We start from the raw sequence: 16,805 nt of genomic DNA, 5'->3' as shown, positions 1-16,805 counted from the left end.
AGTGGAAATCCTGTATTGTTTTTACTTTAAAAACAATACAGATTGAAACGGATAGCTGGAAATTGCTCCTAAAAAAAAACACTTTGAAAAAAATACTTCTGCTTTCTGATACGCACAGTCATATTGACGAAACGATTTTGAAATATGTAGCTCAAGCTGATGAGGTTTGGCATGCAGGTGATATTGGCAATTTGGCCGTGACCGATGCGATAAAAAAGCTAAAACCGTTGCGTTGTGTGTATGGGAATATTGACGATGCTGCGGCCCGAATGGAATTTCCGTTGCACAATCGTTTTATGTGTGAAGGAGTCGATGTTTGGATTACTCATATTGGCGGTTATCCGGGGAAATACAATCCAAATATTAGGACAGAGATGGAGACAAATCCACCAAAGTTATTTATTTGCGGGCATTCGCATATCCTGAAAGTGATATTTGATAAAAAATATAATTTGTTGCATATGAATCCGGGAGCGGCAGGAAAAAGTGGTTTTCACCAAGTGCGTACGATGCTCCGATTTGTAATTGATGGCGACAAAATAAAGGATATGGAAATTATTGAGATGGAAAAGCGGACGTAGTTCTTTTTTGCTGATAATTGATTGGCACATTAAGAACAACAGTTGTTCCTAAATTGATTTGGGAATTGATTTTAAAAGTTCCTTTTAATGCTTTGATACGGGCTTTAATTTGGTTAATTCCGAAACCTTCTAAAATATAAAACGTAGAAGTGTCGAAACCTTTTCCATTATCTTCAATAGTGATTTGGAGTATTTTATTGTTTTCTTGAATCGTTAAACATCCTTGAGTTGCACCACTATGTTTTAGGATGTTATTGATAAGTTCCATAGTAATAAAATACATTTTCATCTCAAAATTTTCATTGTAGCGCGTTGTTGCAGGCACTACCATCGTACATTTAAATTGAAGTACAGAATTAGAATTTTTTTCGCATAAATCTTGTAAAGCATAAAATAAACCAAAACGAGATAAAAGCGTTGGCATTAATTCATGGGATAAGTCTCTAATTTGATCGTGTGCTTCTTTTAAAATAGATTTAGTTTTTGTAATCTCATCAGCATCAGTCTTATGAGTAGAGGTAAACGCATTTAGATGTAGTCCTGCAGAGGACAGCAATGCACTTATGTTGTCATGTAAAAATGATGCAATTTTTTTTCGCTCTAATTCTTGTCCGTTGATGGAGGCATTAATCGTATGTTGCTGTAATTGATTCTGTATATTTTTAATCTTGTTTTTTTGTTTAAGTTTTAAGTTCTCTGAAAATATATAAAATAGGAAAAAGAAAAAGAATAAAATAACAATTAACAGTATTAAAATTTTTTTATTTTTTGATTGCTCCCGTAGTAGCAAAGATTCTTTAGTTTTGTACTCGTTTCCTATTTTATCTATTTCTCTTTTATATTCATCTATTTCAAGATTTATTCCTGCTACTTTTGCCTTATTTAACTTTTCCTCGATGTTTAACGCAGTGGTTAACTCGTTGAAAAGTGCAAGATTTTGATACGCATCTTCATAGACTTTATTTTTTTGTAAAAATTTTGAATATTCGTAGTACGAATATGATAAGTCTGATTTTTCATCTCCTTCTTTTCCTAGTTTGATTGCATTTTGAAAAAAAAAAGATGCTTTTTGTATGTTATTTTTGTGATTGTGGTACATGCCATTTAGCATGTTTAGTGCTACAATGGTAGATTTATCTCCGTATTTTTCATGATATTTATTAACGTACTGTAAATACGGATATCCTTCATCGTAGCGACCAATATCAAAGTAAGCCCAAGTTATATTTAGTTTTGTAAAAACTATTTGGACAGAATCATGAATTTTTGTGCTGTACTCTAGTGATTTTTTGTAGTGGTAAATGCCCTTTTCGTATTGTTTTTTATCAAAACAATAGATGTTCCCCAGATTATTATTAATCCAATTTTTTAAAACATTGTTATTGGTTTTGTTACAGTACGTTAATGCTTTTAAATAATAAAAATACGCTTTATCACATTCAGCTAGTTGGTCAAAATTTGCTGCAATAGTATTGTACGTTCCAGCTATTAAATTATCATCTTTTAATTCGATAGCTTGCTGTAGGGCAAGTCTTGATTTAATTAGTGATTTTTCATAATCACCTACTTTCATAAGCTCATTGGCCTCTTTGGCAAGTAGAAATGCTGCAGCTTTTTTAGGCAGTTTTTCTGATTTTAGAACTACAGTTCTAAATAAATTAAGCACTAAAAATAAAACTATAAAAATAGATTTGTATGGCATAAATACTGTAATTTTTTGCTAGTTATTTCTTGATAATGTTAGCATTTTAAAGCATTTCATAATAGTATGTTTATGATTTTATTAATTTGTTTTTCAATGCGTATTTAACCAAACTGATTGAGTTTTTTGCATCAAGCTTTTTCATTATATTTTTACGGTGCGTTTCTACGGTATTCATGCTTATAAACAGTTGGTCACTTATTTCTTTACCGCTGTATTCAAGTGCTATTAGTTTAATGATTTCCAGCTCTCGATCCGTTAAAATTGGATGCGCTGTTGTAATATTTTTAATTAATTTTGAATTGTCTTTTGTTACGGAATTAAATATTTTTTCTCGAACCGCTTTACAAAAATATTCTTCTCCTCTAGAAACAGCATGTATGGCTTCAACGATGTTTTCGCCTGCGCATTTTTTTGTCAAATAGCCACTGCAACCTAATTTCATGACTTCCTTTATGATTCTTAAATCGTCATGACTGGATAAAATCAGGACTTTACAAGGAAATCCCTTTGCTACAAATTCCTTGATCACTTCAATACCATCTTTTTCTGGCATGTTTATATCCAAAATTAATATATCCGATTTGTTTTGTGTGACTTCTTTAAAAATAGTGCTTCCGTTGAGAGAGTGGCCTACTACTTCAAAATCGGTGACGGTGTTTAGAAGTGTACGAATGCCATCAATAAGTATTTGATGATCATCGGCAAGGTGAATTCTAGTTTTTTGTAGCATATCATTGTTCGTCATTCAAAGTTATGAAAAAAATTGAATAATAACATTTTATAAGATTTTTATTCTGTTTAAAAAAAATAAAAAATAAACACAAAAAAACCCGAATTTTTACATTCGGGTTTCCTTCGCACTAATAAACTAAAGTTTATAGGTTTACCTCAATCTGTCCACAGATTTTACAAGATCTTCATCCTTTTTGATCGCTTTGTTAGCCAAGACTAAAAATACGATAGCAAGTACAGGTAGAAACATCCCAATACCTTTCTCCGAAACAGCAGGTGTCTCTCCAGATAGATTTAGTGAACGATATACAAACAATCCTAATAAAATCAAATTTAATATGATATTCAATCTGCCAACGACAAACTGATTTTGTCTTTTTTTATAGGAAACAACACTTAACAAGGTCAATGCAGTACTTAAACCTAATATTATGGTATACACTTGGCTTTGCATGAAATAGAATTCTGTACCATCTTTTAAAATCCAAAGCGGAATAAAAAAAAGTAAAATGCTAGTTGTAACAAAAGCAAGTAATAAATATAGGGTCTGAATTCGTTGTATCATTTGTTAAATATCTTTTACAAAAATATATTTTCTTTTTAATAAATACTATTGTCTGATAAAATTTTATTCGTATTATTGCATCATAATACCGTAAGCACTTCATACTGCGGTTGATTCAAAATAAAGTTCACTACCCATCTTTACATTATTTCCCAAAAATTAATTAAACTCATAGAACATTCATGTTTGATATTTCTGCATTAAAAGAAATGAAGCTTTCTGAGCTTCAAGAAATAGCTAAGTCAGCTAAAACCATAAAATTTAATGGTGTAAAAAAGGAGATTTTAATCAGTCAAATTTTAGAACATCAAGTGGTTGCCGTTGATGCTGCATCAAATACAAAAAAGGACGAGAGTCTTGATGATGACAAGCCTAAAAGAGTTAGAATAGTTCCCGTCAAAAAAGCATTGATTCAGAAAAAAACAACAAATACTCTTTTTGAAAAAGACGAAATCGAAACAACTGATTTAGTTGAAAATAATGCTGTGATTGAGCCTATTTCAAATGAAGAAGCTGCTCCAAAAGCGGAATCGAATGTAAATGAAAAGAAAGTCGGCAAAGTTATTAAGTTTAATAAATCAGCTTATGAGAAGAAAATTGCTTTAAAAAAGGATAAAGAAGAGGTGAATGAAGCAAACACGGATACTGTGATTGTTGCAGACATTGCAACTGAAGAAAAAACTGAGGCTCCTGCTGCTCCAGTAAAAAAGATAAATCCAAACCAATTACACAAGCAAAATTCAAATCAGAATCCGAACCAAAATCCAAATCAAAACGGAAATGGTAACGGGAATCAAAATCCAAATTTTAAAAATAAGAAAAGTAATTTTGCAGCTTCTGATTTTGAATTTGACGGAATTATAGAAAGTGAAGGTGTTCTTGAAATGATGCCAGATGGTTATGGTTTCTTGCGTTCTTCGGATTATAATTATTTGGCATCTCCAGATGATATTTACTTATCGACATCTCAAATTAGATTATTTGGTCTTAAAACTGGAGACACCGTTAAAGGAGTGGTTCGTCCACCAAAAGAAGGAGAGAAATTTTTTCCATTAGTTAGAGTTTTAAAAATAAACGGACACGATCCTCAAGTAGTACGTGATAGAGTTTCATTCGAGCATTTGACTCCTGTGTTTCCTTCAGAAAAATTTAGATTAGCCGAAAAACAAAGTACTATTTCCACTAGAATCATCGATTTGTTTTCGCCAATAGGTAAAGGACAGCGCGGAATGATTGTGGCACAACCAAAAACGGGTAAAACGATGTTGCTGAAGGAAATTGCAAATGCAATTGCTGCCAATCATCCTGAAGTGTATTTAATTGTTTTATTGATTGACGAACGTCCAGAGGAAGTTACTGATATGCAACGCAGTGTGCGTGGCGAAGTAATCGCTTCTACTTTTGATAGAGAACCGCAAGAGCATGTAAAAATTGCGAATATCGTTCTTGAAAAAGCAAAACGTTTGGTTGAATGCGGTCATGATGTAGTGATCTTACTCGATTCAATTACACGTTTGGCCAGAGCGTACAACACCGTTCAGCCAGCTTCTGGAAAAGTATTAAGTGGAGGTGTGGATGCCAATGCTTTGCAAAAACCCAAACGTTTCTTTGGAGCGGCTCGTAATGTAGAAAATGGCGGTTCGTTGAGTATTATTGCTACTGCATTGACAGAAACAGGTTCTAAAATGGATGAAGTTATTTTTGAGGAATTCAAAGGTACTGGTAATATGGAATTGCAATTAGACAGAAAAATTGCGAACAAACGTATTTTCCCTGCAATTGATTTGACTTCTTCAAGTACTAGACGTGATGATATGTTATTGGATCAGAAAACCTTGCAACGCATGTGGATTATGCGTAAAATGCTTTCTGATATGAACCCAGTAGAGGCAATGACTTTAATAAATGATCGTTTCAAACAAACGAGAACTAATGAGGAGTTCTTGATTTCTATGAATGATTAATGAAATAGCAATTTAAATTCCAAAAATCAATTTTTTGATTTGATTAATAGCATAAAAAAACTCCAATTTTCATATTGAAAATTGGAGTTTTTTGTGTTTTGCAATTGGAGTTATTTTTTCTAATTGAATTTTTAACTATTCTTTTCTCTCGAGCAAAGCCATATAGAATCCATCAAAACCACTTTCCGAAGCCAAAATCTTTTGATCTTTAATAAAATTGAATTGTTGACCAATTTCAGTTGTTAAAAAGCGCTCTACTTGTTCTTGATTTTCGGATGGTAATATAGAACAAGTTGCGTACACTAATTTCCCGCCAGGTTTTACAATTTTAGAATAACTTTCTAAGACTTCCGATTGTACTTTACGAATGTTGTCAATAAATTCTGGTTTCAATTTCCACTTAGCATCAGGGTTTCTTTTTAGAACTCCCAGTCCACTGCATGGTGCATCAATCAAAACTCTATCGGCTCTTTCATGAAGTTTTTTAATCACTTTTGTAGAGTCTATAATGCGATATTCAATGTTGAAAGCACCGTCTCTTTTAGCTCTTATTTTTAATTGCTTTAATTTACTTTCGTATAAATCCATAGCAATCAATTGACCTTTATTTTCCATTAAAGAAGCAATGTGCAAGGTTTTCCCGCCTGCACCTGCACAGGTATCTACGACACGCATCCCGGGTTTAACATCAAGGAAAGCGGCAACTAGTTGTGAATTTGCATCTTGAACTTCAAAGAAACCTTGTTTAAAAGCATCAGTCAAGAAAACATTAGCTCTTTCTTTTAAAACTAAAGCATCTGGCTGGTTTTTCAGCGTCTCGGTTTCAATATTTAAGTCCATTAAAATAGCACGTAACGCTTCTCTGGTTGTCTTAAGCGTATTTACTCTCAAAATTACGCGTGCTGGTTGGTTTTGAGCTGCTATTTCAGTTGCCCAAATTTTTTCTCCTAATTCTTTAACTCCTAATTCATCCATCCAGTCTGGAATAGATTCTTTTAAAGCTCTTACTTTAGAAAGTTCATCAAAACGACCTTTTATTTTTCGTTCCGGTGTTCCTTCTAACTGGCGCCAATCAGGAATTGGGTATCCTCTTAATACTGCCCAAACAGAAAACATTCTCCAGAGATTATCTCTGTCAAAAGGTTCTTTTACTTCGGCTATTTCTGCGTATAATCTTTTCCAACGAACAATTTCGTAGATGGTTTCGGCAACAAACTTTCTGTCTGAGCTTCCCCAACGTTTGTCTTTTTTTAAGGATCTTGCAACGACTTTATCTGCATATTCACCTTCGTTAAAAATGGCATTTAATGCGTCTATTGTGGTGTAAACTAAATTTCTGTGTAATCTCATTTTAAATAATTGAGGTGCAAAGGTACTATTAATTGATTTGAATGCTATATTTTAAATAATGAATGTTGTTTTTAAATTTTATAAGTAAAAAAAAACACTGTATAAATACAATGTTTTTAGTTTTTAATCGTCCGATTATTATTTTACTCTGGTCAAGCCGATTTTTTCAGGGGCATGTAGCACCATTGGAAATTTCTCAATTTTTACAGAGCTACTATCCAAACCAAACGCTCTTTCTTCAGATAAACTTAATTTTTTAATTAAGAAATAAGAGTTCATAATTATTTTTTCATGCCATCTTAAGTCACTATCGTTTGAAAGGAATTTTTCGGATAATACAAATTTAAAATCTCCTATAATATTGTTTTTATTTAAAGATTCATACCTACTGGTAATATCCATTTCACCTTTTTGTACCATGTCTTTGATAACTTCCTTGAACATCAAGTTAATTTTTGTAGGTTCTCTAAATCCTAAATTAAAGTCTACTCGGTACAAGTCGTCTTTAACAATCTCTGTCACTTTATATTCTGTTTTGTACGGTTCAGTCAAAATATTTACGTGTACAAACCAATATATATCGGCTCTCTTTGGTCTTTTTTGCAGGATAGAATACATTACTTTTTCCTCAATTTCATCTGTTCTACTTGCATTAGTCATATATACTAGGTGCGTCGCGTATTTTGGTATAGATAGATCAGCACTCAACTCAACAAGTACTTTTTTATAGTCCTCAATTTTAACAATTTTGGTGTAACTTTTATTAATTTTCTTGGCTAAATACCAAATTGTCATTACTGATATCAAAGATAATGCAATAAATAGCGTCACATAACCGCCTTCAGCGAACTTCGTAATGTTTGCAGCAAGAAAACTAAATTCGATGATCAAATAAATAGTGATTAAAGGCACAATAAAATATAATTTCACTCTTTTCATTATCAAATAAAAATTAAGTAAAATAGTGGTCATAATCATGCATAAAATGATAGCTAAACCATATGCATGTTCCATATTACTTGATTCTTCAAAGTGCAATACAATTCCAACACAGCCTATAAAGAGCAGCCAGTTGATGGAAGGAATGTACAATTGTCCTTTTAATTCTGTTGGATATTTAATTTTAACTTTAGGCCAAAAATTCAGTCGCATTGCCTCATTGATCAATGTAAAAGATCCACTAATTAATGCTTGTGAAGCAATTACTGCAGCAAGAGTTGCGATTACAATTCCTATTGGTTGAAACCAGTCAGGCATAATTAAGTAAAATGGATTTCCATTTTTTCCACCAATTCCCTGCAACGTTTCTCCATCGTGTTGCAAAAGGTAAGCAGCTTGTCCGAAATAATTTAAGACTAAGGCAGTTTTTACAAATACCCAACTGATTCGGATATTTTTACGTCCACAATGCCCCATATCGGAGTACAAAGCTTCAGCACCAGTTGTACATAGGAAAACAAAACCTAGAACAAAAAATCCTTCAGGATGGATGCTTAATAAATGATACGCATAATACGGATTGATTGCTTTAAATACCTCGAGATTTTGAGAAATCTGAGCGATTCCTAAAATGGCTAACATTCCAAACCAAATTAGCATCATAGGAGCAAAAAACTTACCAACTAGTTTAGTTCCAAATTGTTGTATAGTGAATAAAACAAATAATATACCTATAACGATGGGTATAGTGTTGATATCCGGATAATAGGTTCTAATCCCCTCTACAGCCGAAGAGACAGAGATTGGAGGTGTTATAATTCCATCGGCAAGTAATGCACTTCCTCCAATAATAGCAGGAACAATAAGCCATTGAATTTTTGTTTTTTTTACTAAGGCGTATAAGGCAAAAATTCCACCCTCACCGTGATTATCAGCATTCAAGGTGATAATTACATATTTAATGGTAGTAAGCAAAGTAAGTGTCCAAAATACAGCAGAAATTCCTCCTAACACAATATCGGTACTAATAATATGATCACTTAATATGGCTCGCATTACATACAAAGGAGAAGTTCCAATGTCACCAAAAATTATACCTAATGAAATCAATAATCCACCTAATGTCCATTTAGTATGGAGGTCTTTGTGCGCATTGCTCATAATTATTTTTTAAAAAACAGGTCAAATTTACACTTTTAAAATATATTAGCGCTTGTTTATGGCATAAAAAAAACACGGCTGTGGAAGCCGTGTTTTAAGTTTTGAAAAAATCTGTATTAAGATTTCCTAGAGTCGTTTCTAGATGAATTTCCTCTTTGCGACTCGTTTCTTTGTGGAGCCGATTCTCTAGAAGAATTCCCTCTGGGTTGCGTTTCTGCTCTTTGTGGAGCTGCTTCTCTTTGTGGAGCAGTTCTGTTTTCAGTATAATCTCGGTTAGAATTTCCTCTTTGTGGAGCCGCTTCTCTTTGTGGAGCAGTTCTATTTTCATTATAGTCTCTACTGGAATTTCCTCTTTGTGGAGCTGCTTCTCTTTGTGGAGCAGTTCTATTTTCAGTGTAATCTCTGTTAGAGTTTCCTCTTTGTGGAGCTGCTTCTCTTTGCGGAGCAGTTCTATTTTCAGTGTAATCTCTGTTAGAATTTCCTCTTTGTGGAGCTGCTTCTCTTTGTGGAGCAGTTCTGTTTTCAGTGTAATCTCTCTTAGAATTTCCTCTTTGCGGAGTCGCTTGACTTGAAGGAGTGGTTCTGTTTTGAGAATAATCTCTATTAGAATTTCCTCTTTTTGGAGCTACTTCTCTTGAAGAAGTTGTTCTGTTTTGAGCATAATCCCTATTAGAATTTCCTCTTTGTGGAGCTGCTTCTCTTGAAGAACTTGTTCTGTTTTGAGTATAACCTCTTTGGGAGTTTGTTCTTCCGTTAGAATTTACTATTTCATTTCTTGAACCTCTTCTTTGATCTAATTCATAACGGTTTGTGACGTTAGTATTTCTTCTAGAAAAAGAATAATTTGGATTTTGTCTTTCATATCCATTAGAACGTCTTGAACTATAAAGAACTACAGCTCGGTCGCTTCTTCTGTAATTAACATAATTATAATTGTTGTTAATATTCAAGCATATATTGATGTTGTTTCTATATCTAAAAATTGGGAATGGATTCCAAGCATAATAATAAGACGGATAATACCCCCAGTTCCAAGTTGGATAATAGGGACGGTAATTTGGTGTCCAGAAAGATGCATAAATTATGGGAGTACTGTAATATACAGGTTCGTAAATATAATTTTGACCATACATAAAAACATCTCCTACAACTTGAACATGGATTTGATTGTTTCTGTCTTTTTCAACGTCAATAGTCGCCACATCTTGATACACATCATTATCCAGAATAGATTGAATAATTATTACGTGAGTTCGATTTTCTACAGTTTCAATCACTCTTAAATAATCTACCTCATTATCATTATTTAAATCTAAGTTTGATATTTGCAGCTCAGGGTCATTCAACCGTCGTTCAAAATCTTGAAGATTTCTAGAGTCTCCAAAAATGGAAGCAACAGCTCTTAGATCTAGGTTATCACTGATTTCGCTATTCATTGCATTTACTGATGTTCTGTTTTGCGCCTGTATTTGGGTTGCGAAAACAACAGTAAAAAGACTCAATAGTAGTAATTTCGTTTTCATAATTAGTTGAATTTAGTTTATTCTTCTTTTTGAGCATCCAATTACTATGCCAATAAATCAGTGTCCTTATTATGATTCTAATTTTTAGTTGTAATTTAGGCCTAAAAAACACAAAAAATGAAAACTTTTATTTTAACTTTTTTACTTTTAATAGTTTTAACATCTTGTAAAACAGCTTATCTTACCGGTAAAAATGATACTAACATAGCCTTTAATTATGTAACAATAGATACTTTATTTCAAGATAAAGTAAGTATAAGAGCGATTGTAATTGATGCAAATAAAATTTGGTATGCAGCAGATAAAGGTCGATTTGGTTTTTATAATATGGATAATAATCAAAAATTTGAAAGCAGTATTAGCAAAGACTCCTTGAAGCTTGAGTTTAGAAGTAATGCCCAAACTAAAAAAAATATTTACATACTAAATGTTGGAAATCCAGCTTTGTTGTATCAAATCTCTAAAGAAGAAAAAGAAGTGAAATTAGTCTATCAAGAAAACCATGAGAAAGTATTCTTTGATAGCATGCAATTTTGGAACAATAAAGAAGGAATAGCCATGGGTGATCCTATTGCTGATTGTTTAAATGTAATCATCACTCGTGATGGGGGAAATACATGGAGTAAAGTACCTTCAAATAAATTACCAAAAGTAATGGATGGTGAAGCAGCTTTTGCGGCAAGCAATACTAATATTATAATCAAAGGAAATAATACACGGATTGTCTCGGGTGGTAAAAAATCGAGAGTTTTTTATTCGCCAGACAAGGGAGCTTCATGGACAGTTTTTGAAACTCCAATTGTACAAGGAAAAACGATGACTGGAATTTTTACAGCAGATTTCTATGATGCCAAAATTGGATTTATTGCTGGTGGCGATTATGAGCTACGAAATCAAAATTTTTCTAACAAAGCATTGACTACAGATGGCGGAAAAACATGGAATCTCATTGCTGAAAATCAAGGTTTTGGGTATGCATCTTGTGTACAATATGTTCCTAAAAGTAACGGTAAAGGTTTAGTATCGGTAGGTTTTTCCGGATTGTATTATTCTTCTGATGGCGGAACCTCGTGGAAAAAACTAGCCTCTGATGCTACTCTTAATACAATTAGGTTCATAAATAATCATACAGCGATTGCAGCGGGGCAAAATAAAATGATTCGTATTCGTTTTAAATAAAAAAACACTCTACTACTTGATGTGCAGTATTAGAGTGTTTTATGAATTAATAAAAAATCAATTGTTTTATTTTTTTTGACCTTTATTGCGGTATTGTTGAAGTAGTTTTCTATTGAAATTTTCCTCTGCTTTTTTAAGCTTTACTATCTTTACAGCGGGTAGAATTGTTCGTACGTTTTGCATGAACTTTTTGCGTACTAAAAACAATTCTTCTTCGGTGTCTTCTATTTGAGCCAAAAAGGTATTCGCTTCCTTTTCTGTGATTTTATCGAGTGATCCATCACTCATTCTCCTCATACAGGCTTTCATTTTTTGATGTCTCAGTTCAAACTGCTTGTCATCATAGGAATTGTAAATAGGCCAAAATTTCTCTGCTTCAGTGGTTGTTAAATCCAATTCGGTTGAGAAAAAAGCTACTTTCAATGCTTTTATTTGTTCTTTTTTTTCTTTCATACTTTCGCCTTGAGCGTAAAAATTGAAAGAGATGAATAAGAATAATATTGGTGCTAATTTTTTAATGTTCATTTTTAATGTGTTTATATATCGGCTTTAAAAAAGCTTTATAGTTATTTTTATTCTAAAATGAGATTTTCTAAGTTTGAATTGGTTGATAAATGATCTTCAATTGCATCATCTTCTAAAACAATGCCAGAGTTTATTGTGTTGATATCTTCGCTTTCTAATACACTTATCAAATCGTACTGATTAACGTTCGATTGGTATGTAATGTAATTTTCTAATGCTACAGCATCAAGATCTTTTGAGTTTTCAGTGGAAGGATTTAAAATTGGAATCATCAAAGCAAGCACTAAAACAGCAGCTACCAGCATAAATATATTTTTTCTTTTTTGAAAAATAGAAATTACTTTTGGTTCGTTGTTTGGCAATTGCTCCATCATTTTGATTGAAAAATTTTCAAAATAATGCTCTGGTGTTATAAATCCAGTTTCAATTTTAGGTTCGTTCTCTACTTTAAATGTTTTCATAGTATGTCTTAGACAGTTTAACAGCTAAAAGGTTTAATTTCTGGCTACAAAAGCTTCAATTTTTTTTACGGCTAGATGATAGGATGCTTTTAATCCTCCAACGGATGTTCCCAATATTTCTGAGATTTCTTCGTATTTTAGTTCTTGAAAATATTTCATTTTAAAAACCAATTGTTGCTTTTCAGGCAATAACGCAATTGCTTTTTGTAATTTTATTTGAATTTCATTTCCGTCAAAAAACACATCGGCTTCTAAATTATCGATAGTTTTATTTTGCAAGGTTTCAGATGATATCCCGCTATTTTTTGATTTTTGTTTCAAAAAAGTTAAGGATTCATTAGTTGCTATGCGATACATCCATGAAAAAAGTTTGCTTTCTCCTTTAAAATTTTTCAGATTCTGAAAAATTTTTATAAAAACATTTTGCAGTACATCATCAGCATCATCGTGATTTAAAACGATGCTACGAACATGATTGTACAAAGGTCTTTGATAATCCCGTAATAACTGCTGAAACGCTTGATTTTGCGTTTTAGGGTTTAACAAGCGATTTATAAATTCCTGTTCTTCTTGCAAAGCGATTATTTAAAGATTAGAATAGAATTTATTAAAAAGGTTTAATTGATCTGTTGAATTTTAAAATTCAGACTCTTCTTCTTCCTTAATCGGGACTGGTTCTTTTACTGCTTCTACTTTTTTAGCAGTAGGTGGAACAACAATTGTTATAGGAATTACTTTTGGTTTCAATGGAATGTAAATTTCTGTTACCCATTTAGAAGGGTTTTTAACGTCGGTTTTACTAATGGAAAAATTCTCTACGTGTGAAAATGCACCATCAACGACAATATTGTTAGTATTAATATACGTTTTCGCTTTATCTAAAGCAGTTTTTGTATGCGAGTAATCACCTTTTAAAGTGGTTTTTAGGGCGTCAAAGGGTTCTAGTTTCCCAGTTAAAATATCACTTCCAGAACTGGTTAGAATTTGATTTTTTATAGGAACACAAATCGATAATTTGGTCAACCCATTTGTTTCATTATAGGTGTGATAAATAATAAAAGGTTTGCCGTTTAACTCAATGTTATTTTGTTCACAAAACGTAATTAATTTAGGAAATACAATGGAAGCATTTTTGACTACTTTTGAAATTTTGCTTGTAAAAGTTTGTCTTAGGTAAAAGGTCCCGAGTTTTTTTACTATTCCGTTTACCTTTACCGCAAATGAGTTTAATTCAAAATCTAGTGTTTTGTCTATATTGGCTAAACTCTTTTCATAGGTTTCTCCTAAAATCTTATTCATTCCGCCATCAAAAATAGTAGAAACTTTCATCCTGAAACTCATTTTACCGATCGTTTTCCAGGTTATTTTTGTACCGCCAATAGTGTCTTTAAAACTCCAAAAAACTGTAGAAGTAGCTCCGTTGAAATTCATTTTTTGAGAAATACTATCATTTTCTTTGGCATAAACGGTCACTATATCTCCTGAACCTTGCTTACCTTCCCATGAAAAACTAGCGCCTGTCCCAATTGTTTTTTCGGGAAACATGATTTTCATTTCGGGATCCTCAGTAATCCAGGAACTAAAATCTTCCCAGTTTCGGTAATCATTTATAAAATTAAAAACGGTTGATTTGGGTGAATTTATGATTTGACTTTTTTCTACGGTAAAATCTCCTTTTTGTGTTGCCACAAAAATCGATAAAGCCACAAAACTTAGCAGTAGTAAAAGAAATAAGTATTTTAAAATCCTCATAATATACAGGTTTGTTAATTTTGTAAAGTTAAAGGTTTTATTTACAAGTCATCAAAATGGGTAAATAAATATAGTTTATTTCTATTAAATTACTGATCGGCTCATTTTATTGCATTTTAAATCCAAGAGGCTAAATCTAGTAAAACAACGTTAAAAAACTTCAGATAAAAATAAATCTAAAATAATTATGTACTATAAATACCTATTTTATAGTTGATTAGTTGTAATAAAAAAGTCCACTAATCAGCGGACATCTTGGGTACGGAACAAAAAAATTACCGTTTAAAAAACACTTTTATCAAAAATAGAATTCCAATAAAAACCCCAAATCCTATTAAAATCTTGTAGTTGCCTTTGTAAAATGTTTTATGAATTTTTAAATCTTTTCGATAGGAGTATATCGCAGCAATAACAAAAGCTATTACAAATAAGCCTGCAAACACTAATTGACCTTGACTAAACATAGTTTGAATTATTTTTAGACAAATTTAGTTATTTGTTTAGAAATAGTTGCTAATTTGCTTTTTCATTTAACAAAATAAAAAGATGCAAAAACAGATAAATTCCGTCAAAGAATTCCATACTGCTTTTAAAATTGGCCATAGTGAAATCCCTATTGCTAATTTAGGAGAAAGTAAACATACGTTGCGATACAATTTAATGAAAGAGGAGAATGAAGAATACCTCGAAGCAGTTCAAAGCAATGATTTAATTGAAATTGCAGATGCACTGGGTGATATGATGTACATTTTGTGCGGAACCATAATCGAACATGGTTTACAACATAAAATTGAGGAAGTTTTTGATGAAATACAACGCAGTAATATGAGTAAATTAGGCCAAGACGGTCAACCAATATACCGAGAAGATGGCAAAGTCATGAAAGGACCTAATTACTTTAAACCTGATTTTTCTAAAATAATTTCTGAATAGTGGTTTATACTAAATTTAGATAGGTCATAAAAAAAGCGATTTTCAATATGAAAATCGCTTTTTTGAATTTATGAATCTTAGGACTACACTTTAACAGTCCATCCAAAAATATCTTGTTCTAGTTTATTTTGAATGTTTTCTAGCTTTGTTTTTAGTTGCAAAGCCATTGAATTTTCATTTTTTGATAGTTCATAATAAACATCTTGGTAGGAAAATCCAGAAATTGGACTTACTACGGCTGCTGTTCCTGCTCCAAAAATTTCTTTTAAGGTTCCATTTTTAGCAGCTTCAACAAGTTCGGTTACTAAAACTGAACGAATCTCTACATCAATACCTTCACTTTTTGCTAAATCAATTAAGGTTTTTCTGGTTACTCCATCAAGAATTCTTTCGCTAGTAGGAGCAGTAAGTAAAGTGTCATTTATTCTAAAAAAGACATTCATAGTTCCCGCCTCTTCAAGTTTGGTATGTGTGGCATCATCTGTCCAAATCACTTGTTGGAACCCTTCTTTATTTGCTAAATTAGTTGGATAAAATTGAGCACCATAATTCCCTGCAGCTTTTGCAGCACCTATTCCTCCGTTTGCCGCTCTACTAAAATGTTCTGCAATGAGTACTTTGACATCGCCAGAATAATACGAAGTTACAGGCGATAACAAAATCATGAATTTATACTCATCAGATGGGTTTGCAATTACTCCAGTACCAGTAGCAATCATGAACGGCCTAATATACATGGCATTTCCTTTTCCTTTTTTAATCCATTCTTTGTCTAATTGCAACAGTTGGGTTAAGCCACTCATGTATAATTCTTCTGGAACTTCAGGCATAGCCATTCGAACAGCAGATGTATTAAAACGGTTGTAATTTTGATCGGGTCTAAAAAGCCAAACATCATTATTTTCATCTTTGTAGGCTTTCATCCCCTCAAAAATCGCTTGACCATAATGAAAAACGCGTGTCGATGGATCTAATAGAAAGGGAGCGTAAGGCTTTATAACAGGTTTTTGCCATTGTCCATTTTTAAAATCACATTCAAACAAATGGTCTGTAAAAACAGAGCCAAAGCTTAAGTTAGAAAAATCAACTTCATTTATTTTTGAAGTAGAAGCTTTTATAGTTTCGATTGTGTTAGTTTGAGTAGTACTCATAGTAATGTATTGTTTTTTAATTTTTTTTAACTGACAAACTGGAGCTTAAAAAACTTGATTTCTATAAGTTGAAGTTTAATCTTTGCAAAATTAAATAAAAATCAACAAAATTCTTGTCAAAAAAATATTATTTATATGATTAAACTATGATTTGTTTCTAATTGAATAAATTTAAAATAATTCTCTATTTTGCTTGACTTTACAACAATTTAGATTTTACAGCAGTAGAACGGCTATATTTTCATTAATTTTGAATAAAAATTGTAGCTTTTAATCCTTCTAAT

General features: G+C 32.2%; 15 protein-coding genes. 4 read left to right on the top strand and 11 right to left on the bottom strand.

Features of this window, described 5'->3' with window-relative positions:
• The first annotated feature begins 83 nt into the window (after positions 1 to 83).
• On the top strand, positions 84 to 581 hold the full coding sequence (locus ACNQGO_RS12810) for a metallophosphoesterase family protein (RefSeq protein WP_417985494.1): 498 nt from the start codon (positions 84 to 86) through the stop codon (positions 579 to 581).
• Here ACNQGO_RS12810 and ACNQGO_RS12805 read toward each other — a convergent pair.
• The 3 genes from ACNQGO_RS12805 to ACNQGO_RS12795 form a co-directional block, all read right to left on the bottom strand.
• Complete coding sequence (locus ACNQGO_RS12805; protein ID WP_417985493.1) at positions 556 to 2,283, bottom strand: tetratricopeptide repeat-containing sensor histidine kinase; 1,728 nt, start codon at positions 2,281 to 2,283, stop codon at positions 556 to 558. The genes ACNQGO_RS12810 and ACNQGO_RS12805 overlap by 26 nt on opposite strands.
• Positions 2,284 to 2,353: 70 nt before the next feature.
• Positions 2,354 to 3,016, bottom strand: a complete 663-nt coding sequence (locus ACNQGO_RS12800; protein ID WP_309755760.1) for a response regulator — start codon at positions 3,014 to 3,016, stop codon at positions 2,354 to 2,356.
• Between the two features lie 153 nt (positions 3,017 to 3,169).
• Positions 3,170 to 3,583 (bottom strand): DUF4293 domain-containing protein, encoded by a 414-nt coding sequence (locus ACNQGO_RS12795; RefSeq protein WP_309755759.1) that lies wholly within the window; start codon positions 3,581 to 3,583, stop codon positions 3,170 to 3,172.
• A gap of 182 nt (positions 3,584 to 3,765) precedes the next feature.
• Here ACNQGO_RS12795 and rho point away from each other — a divergent pair, with 182 nt between their 5' ends.
• A complete protein-coding gene (gene rho / locus ACNQGO_RS12790; protein WP_417985492.1) occupies positions 3,766 to 5,547 on the top strand; it encodes a transcription termination factor Rho in 1,782 nt (593 codons plus the stop codon).
• 135 nt (positions 5,548 to 5,682) lie between these two features.
• On the opposite strand, the gene ACNQGO_RS12785 is transcribed toward rho, so the two are convergent.
• The 3 genes from ACNQGO_RS12785 to ACNQGO_RS12775 all read right to left on the bottom strand — a co-directional run bounded on the left by ACNQGO_RS12785 (position 5,683) and on the right by ACNQGO_RS12775 (position 10,520).
• Positions 5,683 to 6,897 carry an RsmB/NOP family class I SAM-dependent RNA methyltransferase gene (locus ACNQGO_RS12785; protein WP_417985491.1) on the bottom strand — a complete coding sequence of 405 codons (1,215 nt, stop codon included), beginning with the start codon at positions 6,895 to 6,897 and terminating at the stop codon, positions 5,683 to 5,685.
• A gap of 138 nt (positions 6,898 to 7,035) precedes the next feature.
• Positions 7,036 to 8,997, bottom strand: a complete 1,962-nt coding sequence (locus ACNQGO_RS12780) for a KUP/HAK/KT family potassium transporter (RefSeq protein ID WP_417971343.1) — start codon at positions 8,995 to 8,997, stop codon at positions 7,036 to 7,038.
• 116 nt (positions 8,998 to 9,113) lie between these two features.
• On the bottom strand, positions 9,114 to 10,520 hold the full coding sequence (locus ACNQGO_RS12775) for a hypothetical protein (RefSeq protein ID WP_417985490.1): 1,407 nt from the start codon (positions 10,518 to 10,520) through the stop codon (positions 9,114 to 9,116).
• Positions 10,521 to 10,637: 117 nt separating this feature from the next.
• Here ACNQGO_RS12775 and ACNQGO_RS12770 point away from each other — a divergent pair, with 117 nt between their 5' ends.
• Positions 10,638 to 11,699, top strand: coding sequence for a WD40/YVTN/BNR-like repeat-containing protein (locus ACNQGO_RS12770; protein WP_417985489.1), 1,062 nt, complete (start codon positions 10,638 to 10,640; stop codon positions 11,697 to 11,699).
• Between the two features lie 66 nt (positions 11,700 to 11,765).
• On the opposite strand, the gene ACNQGO_RS12765 is transcribed toward ACNQGO_RS12770, so the two are convergent.
• The 4 genes from ACNQGO_RS12765 to ACNQGO_RS12750 are packed head-to-tail and all read right to left on the bottom strand — an operon-like array spanning position 11,766 to position 14,437.
• A complete protein-coding gene (locus ACNQGO_RS12765) occupies positions 11,766 to 12,224 on the bottom strand; it encodes a sensor of ECF-type sigma factor (RefSeq protein ID WP_417985488.1) in 459 nt (152 codons plus the stop codon).
• A 47-nt stretch (positions 12,225 to 12,271) separates the two neighbouring features.
• Complete coding sequence (locus ACNQGO_RS12760; protein ID WP_417985487.1) at positions 12,272 to 12,685, bottom strand: hypothetical protein; 414 nt, start codon at positions 12,683 to 12,685, stop codon at positions 12,272 to 12,274.
• 33 nt (positions 12,686 to 12,718) lie between these two features.
• Entirely contained in the window at positions 12,719 to 13,261 is a 543-nt protein-coding gene (locus ACNQGO_RS12755) for an RNA polymerase sigma factor (protein ID WP_309757719.1), read from the bottom strand.
• A 60-nt stretch (positions 13,262 to 13,321) separates the two neighbouring features.
• Positions 13,322 to 14,437 (bottom strand): SRPBCC family protein, encoded by a 1,116-nt coding sequence (locus ACNQGO_RS12750; protein WP_417985486.1) that lies wholly within the window; start codon positions 14,435 to 14,437, stop codon positions 13,322 to 13,324.
• Positions 14,438 to 14,983: 546 nt separating this feature from the next.
• On the opposite strand from ACNQGO_RS12750, the gene ACNQGO_RS12745 reads away from it, so the two are divergent.
• Positions 14,984 to 15,370: a pyrophosphohydrolase domain-containing protein gene (locus ACNQGO_RS12745; protein ID WP_417985485.1), complete on the top strand. Its 387-nt coding sequence runs from the start codon at positions 14,984 to 14,986 to the stop codon at positions 15,368 to 15,370.
• Positions 15,371 to 15,453: 83 nt separating this feature from the next.
• On the opposite strand, the gene ACNQGO_RS12740 is transcribed toward ACNQGO_RS12745, so the two are convergent.
• On the bottom strand, positions 15,454 to 16,521 hold the full coding sequence (locus ACNQGO_RS12740; protein ID WP_417985484.1) for a branched-chain amino acid aminotransferase: 1,068 nt from the start codon (positions 16,519 to 16,521) through the stop codon (positions 15,454 to 15,456).
• Between the last annotated feature and the right edge of the window lie 284 nt (positions 16,522 to 16,805).

The sequence above is a fragment of the Flavobacterium frigidum genome, from assembly GCF_048286735.1.
Classification (GTDB): Bacteria; Bacteroidota; Bacteroidia; order Flavobacteriales; family Flavobacteriaceae; genus Flavobacterium.
Note: the sequence above shows the minus strand (reverse complement) of the source record. Positions and strands in the feature narration are given on the sequence as shown.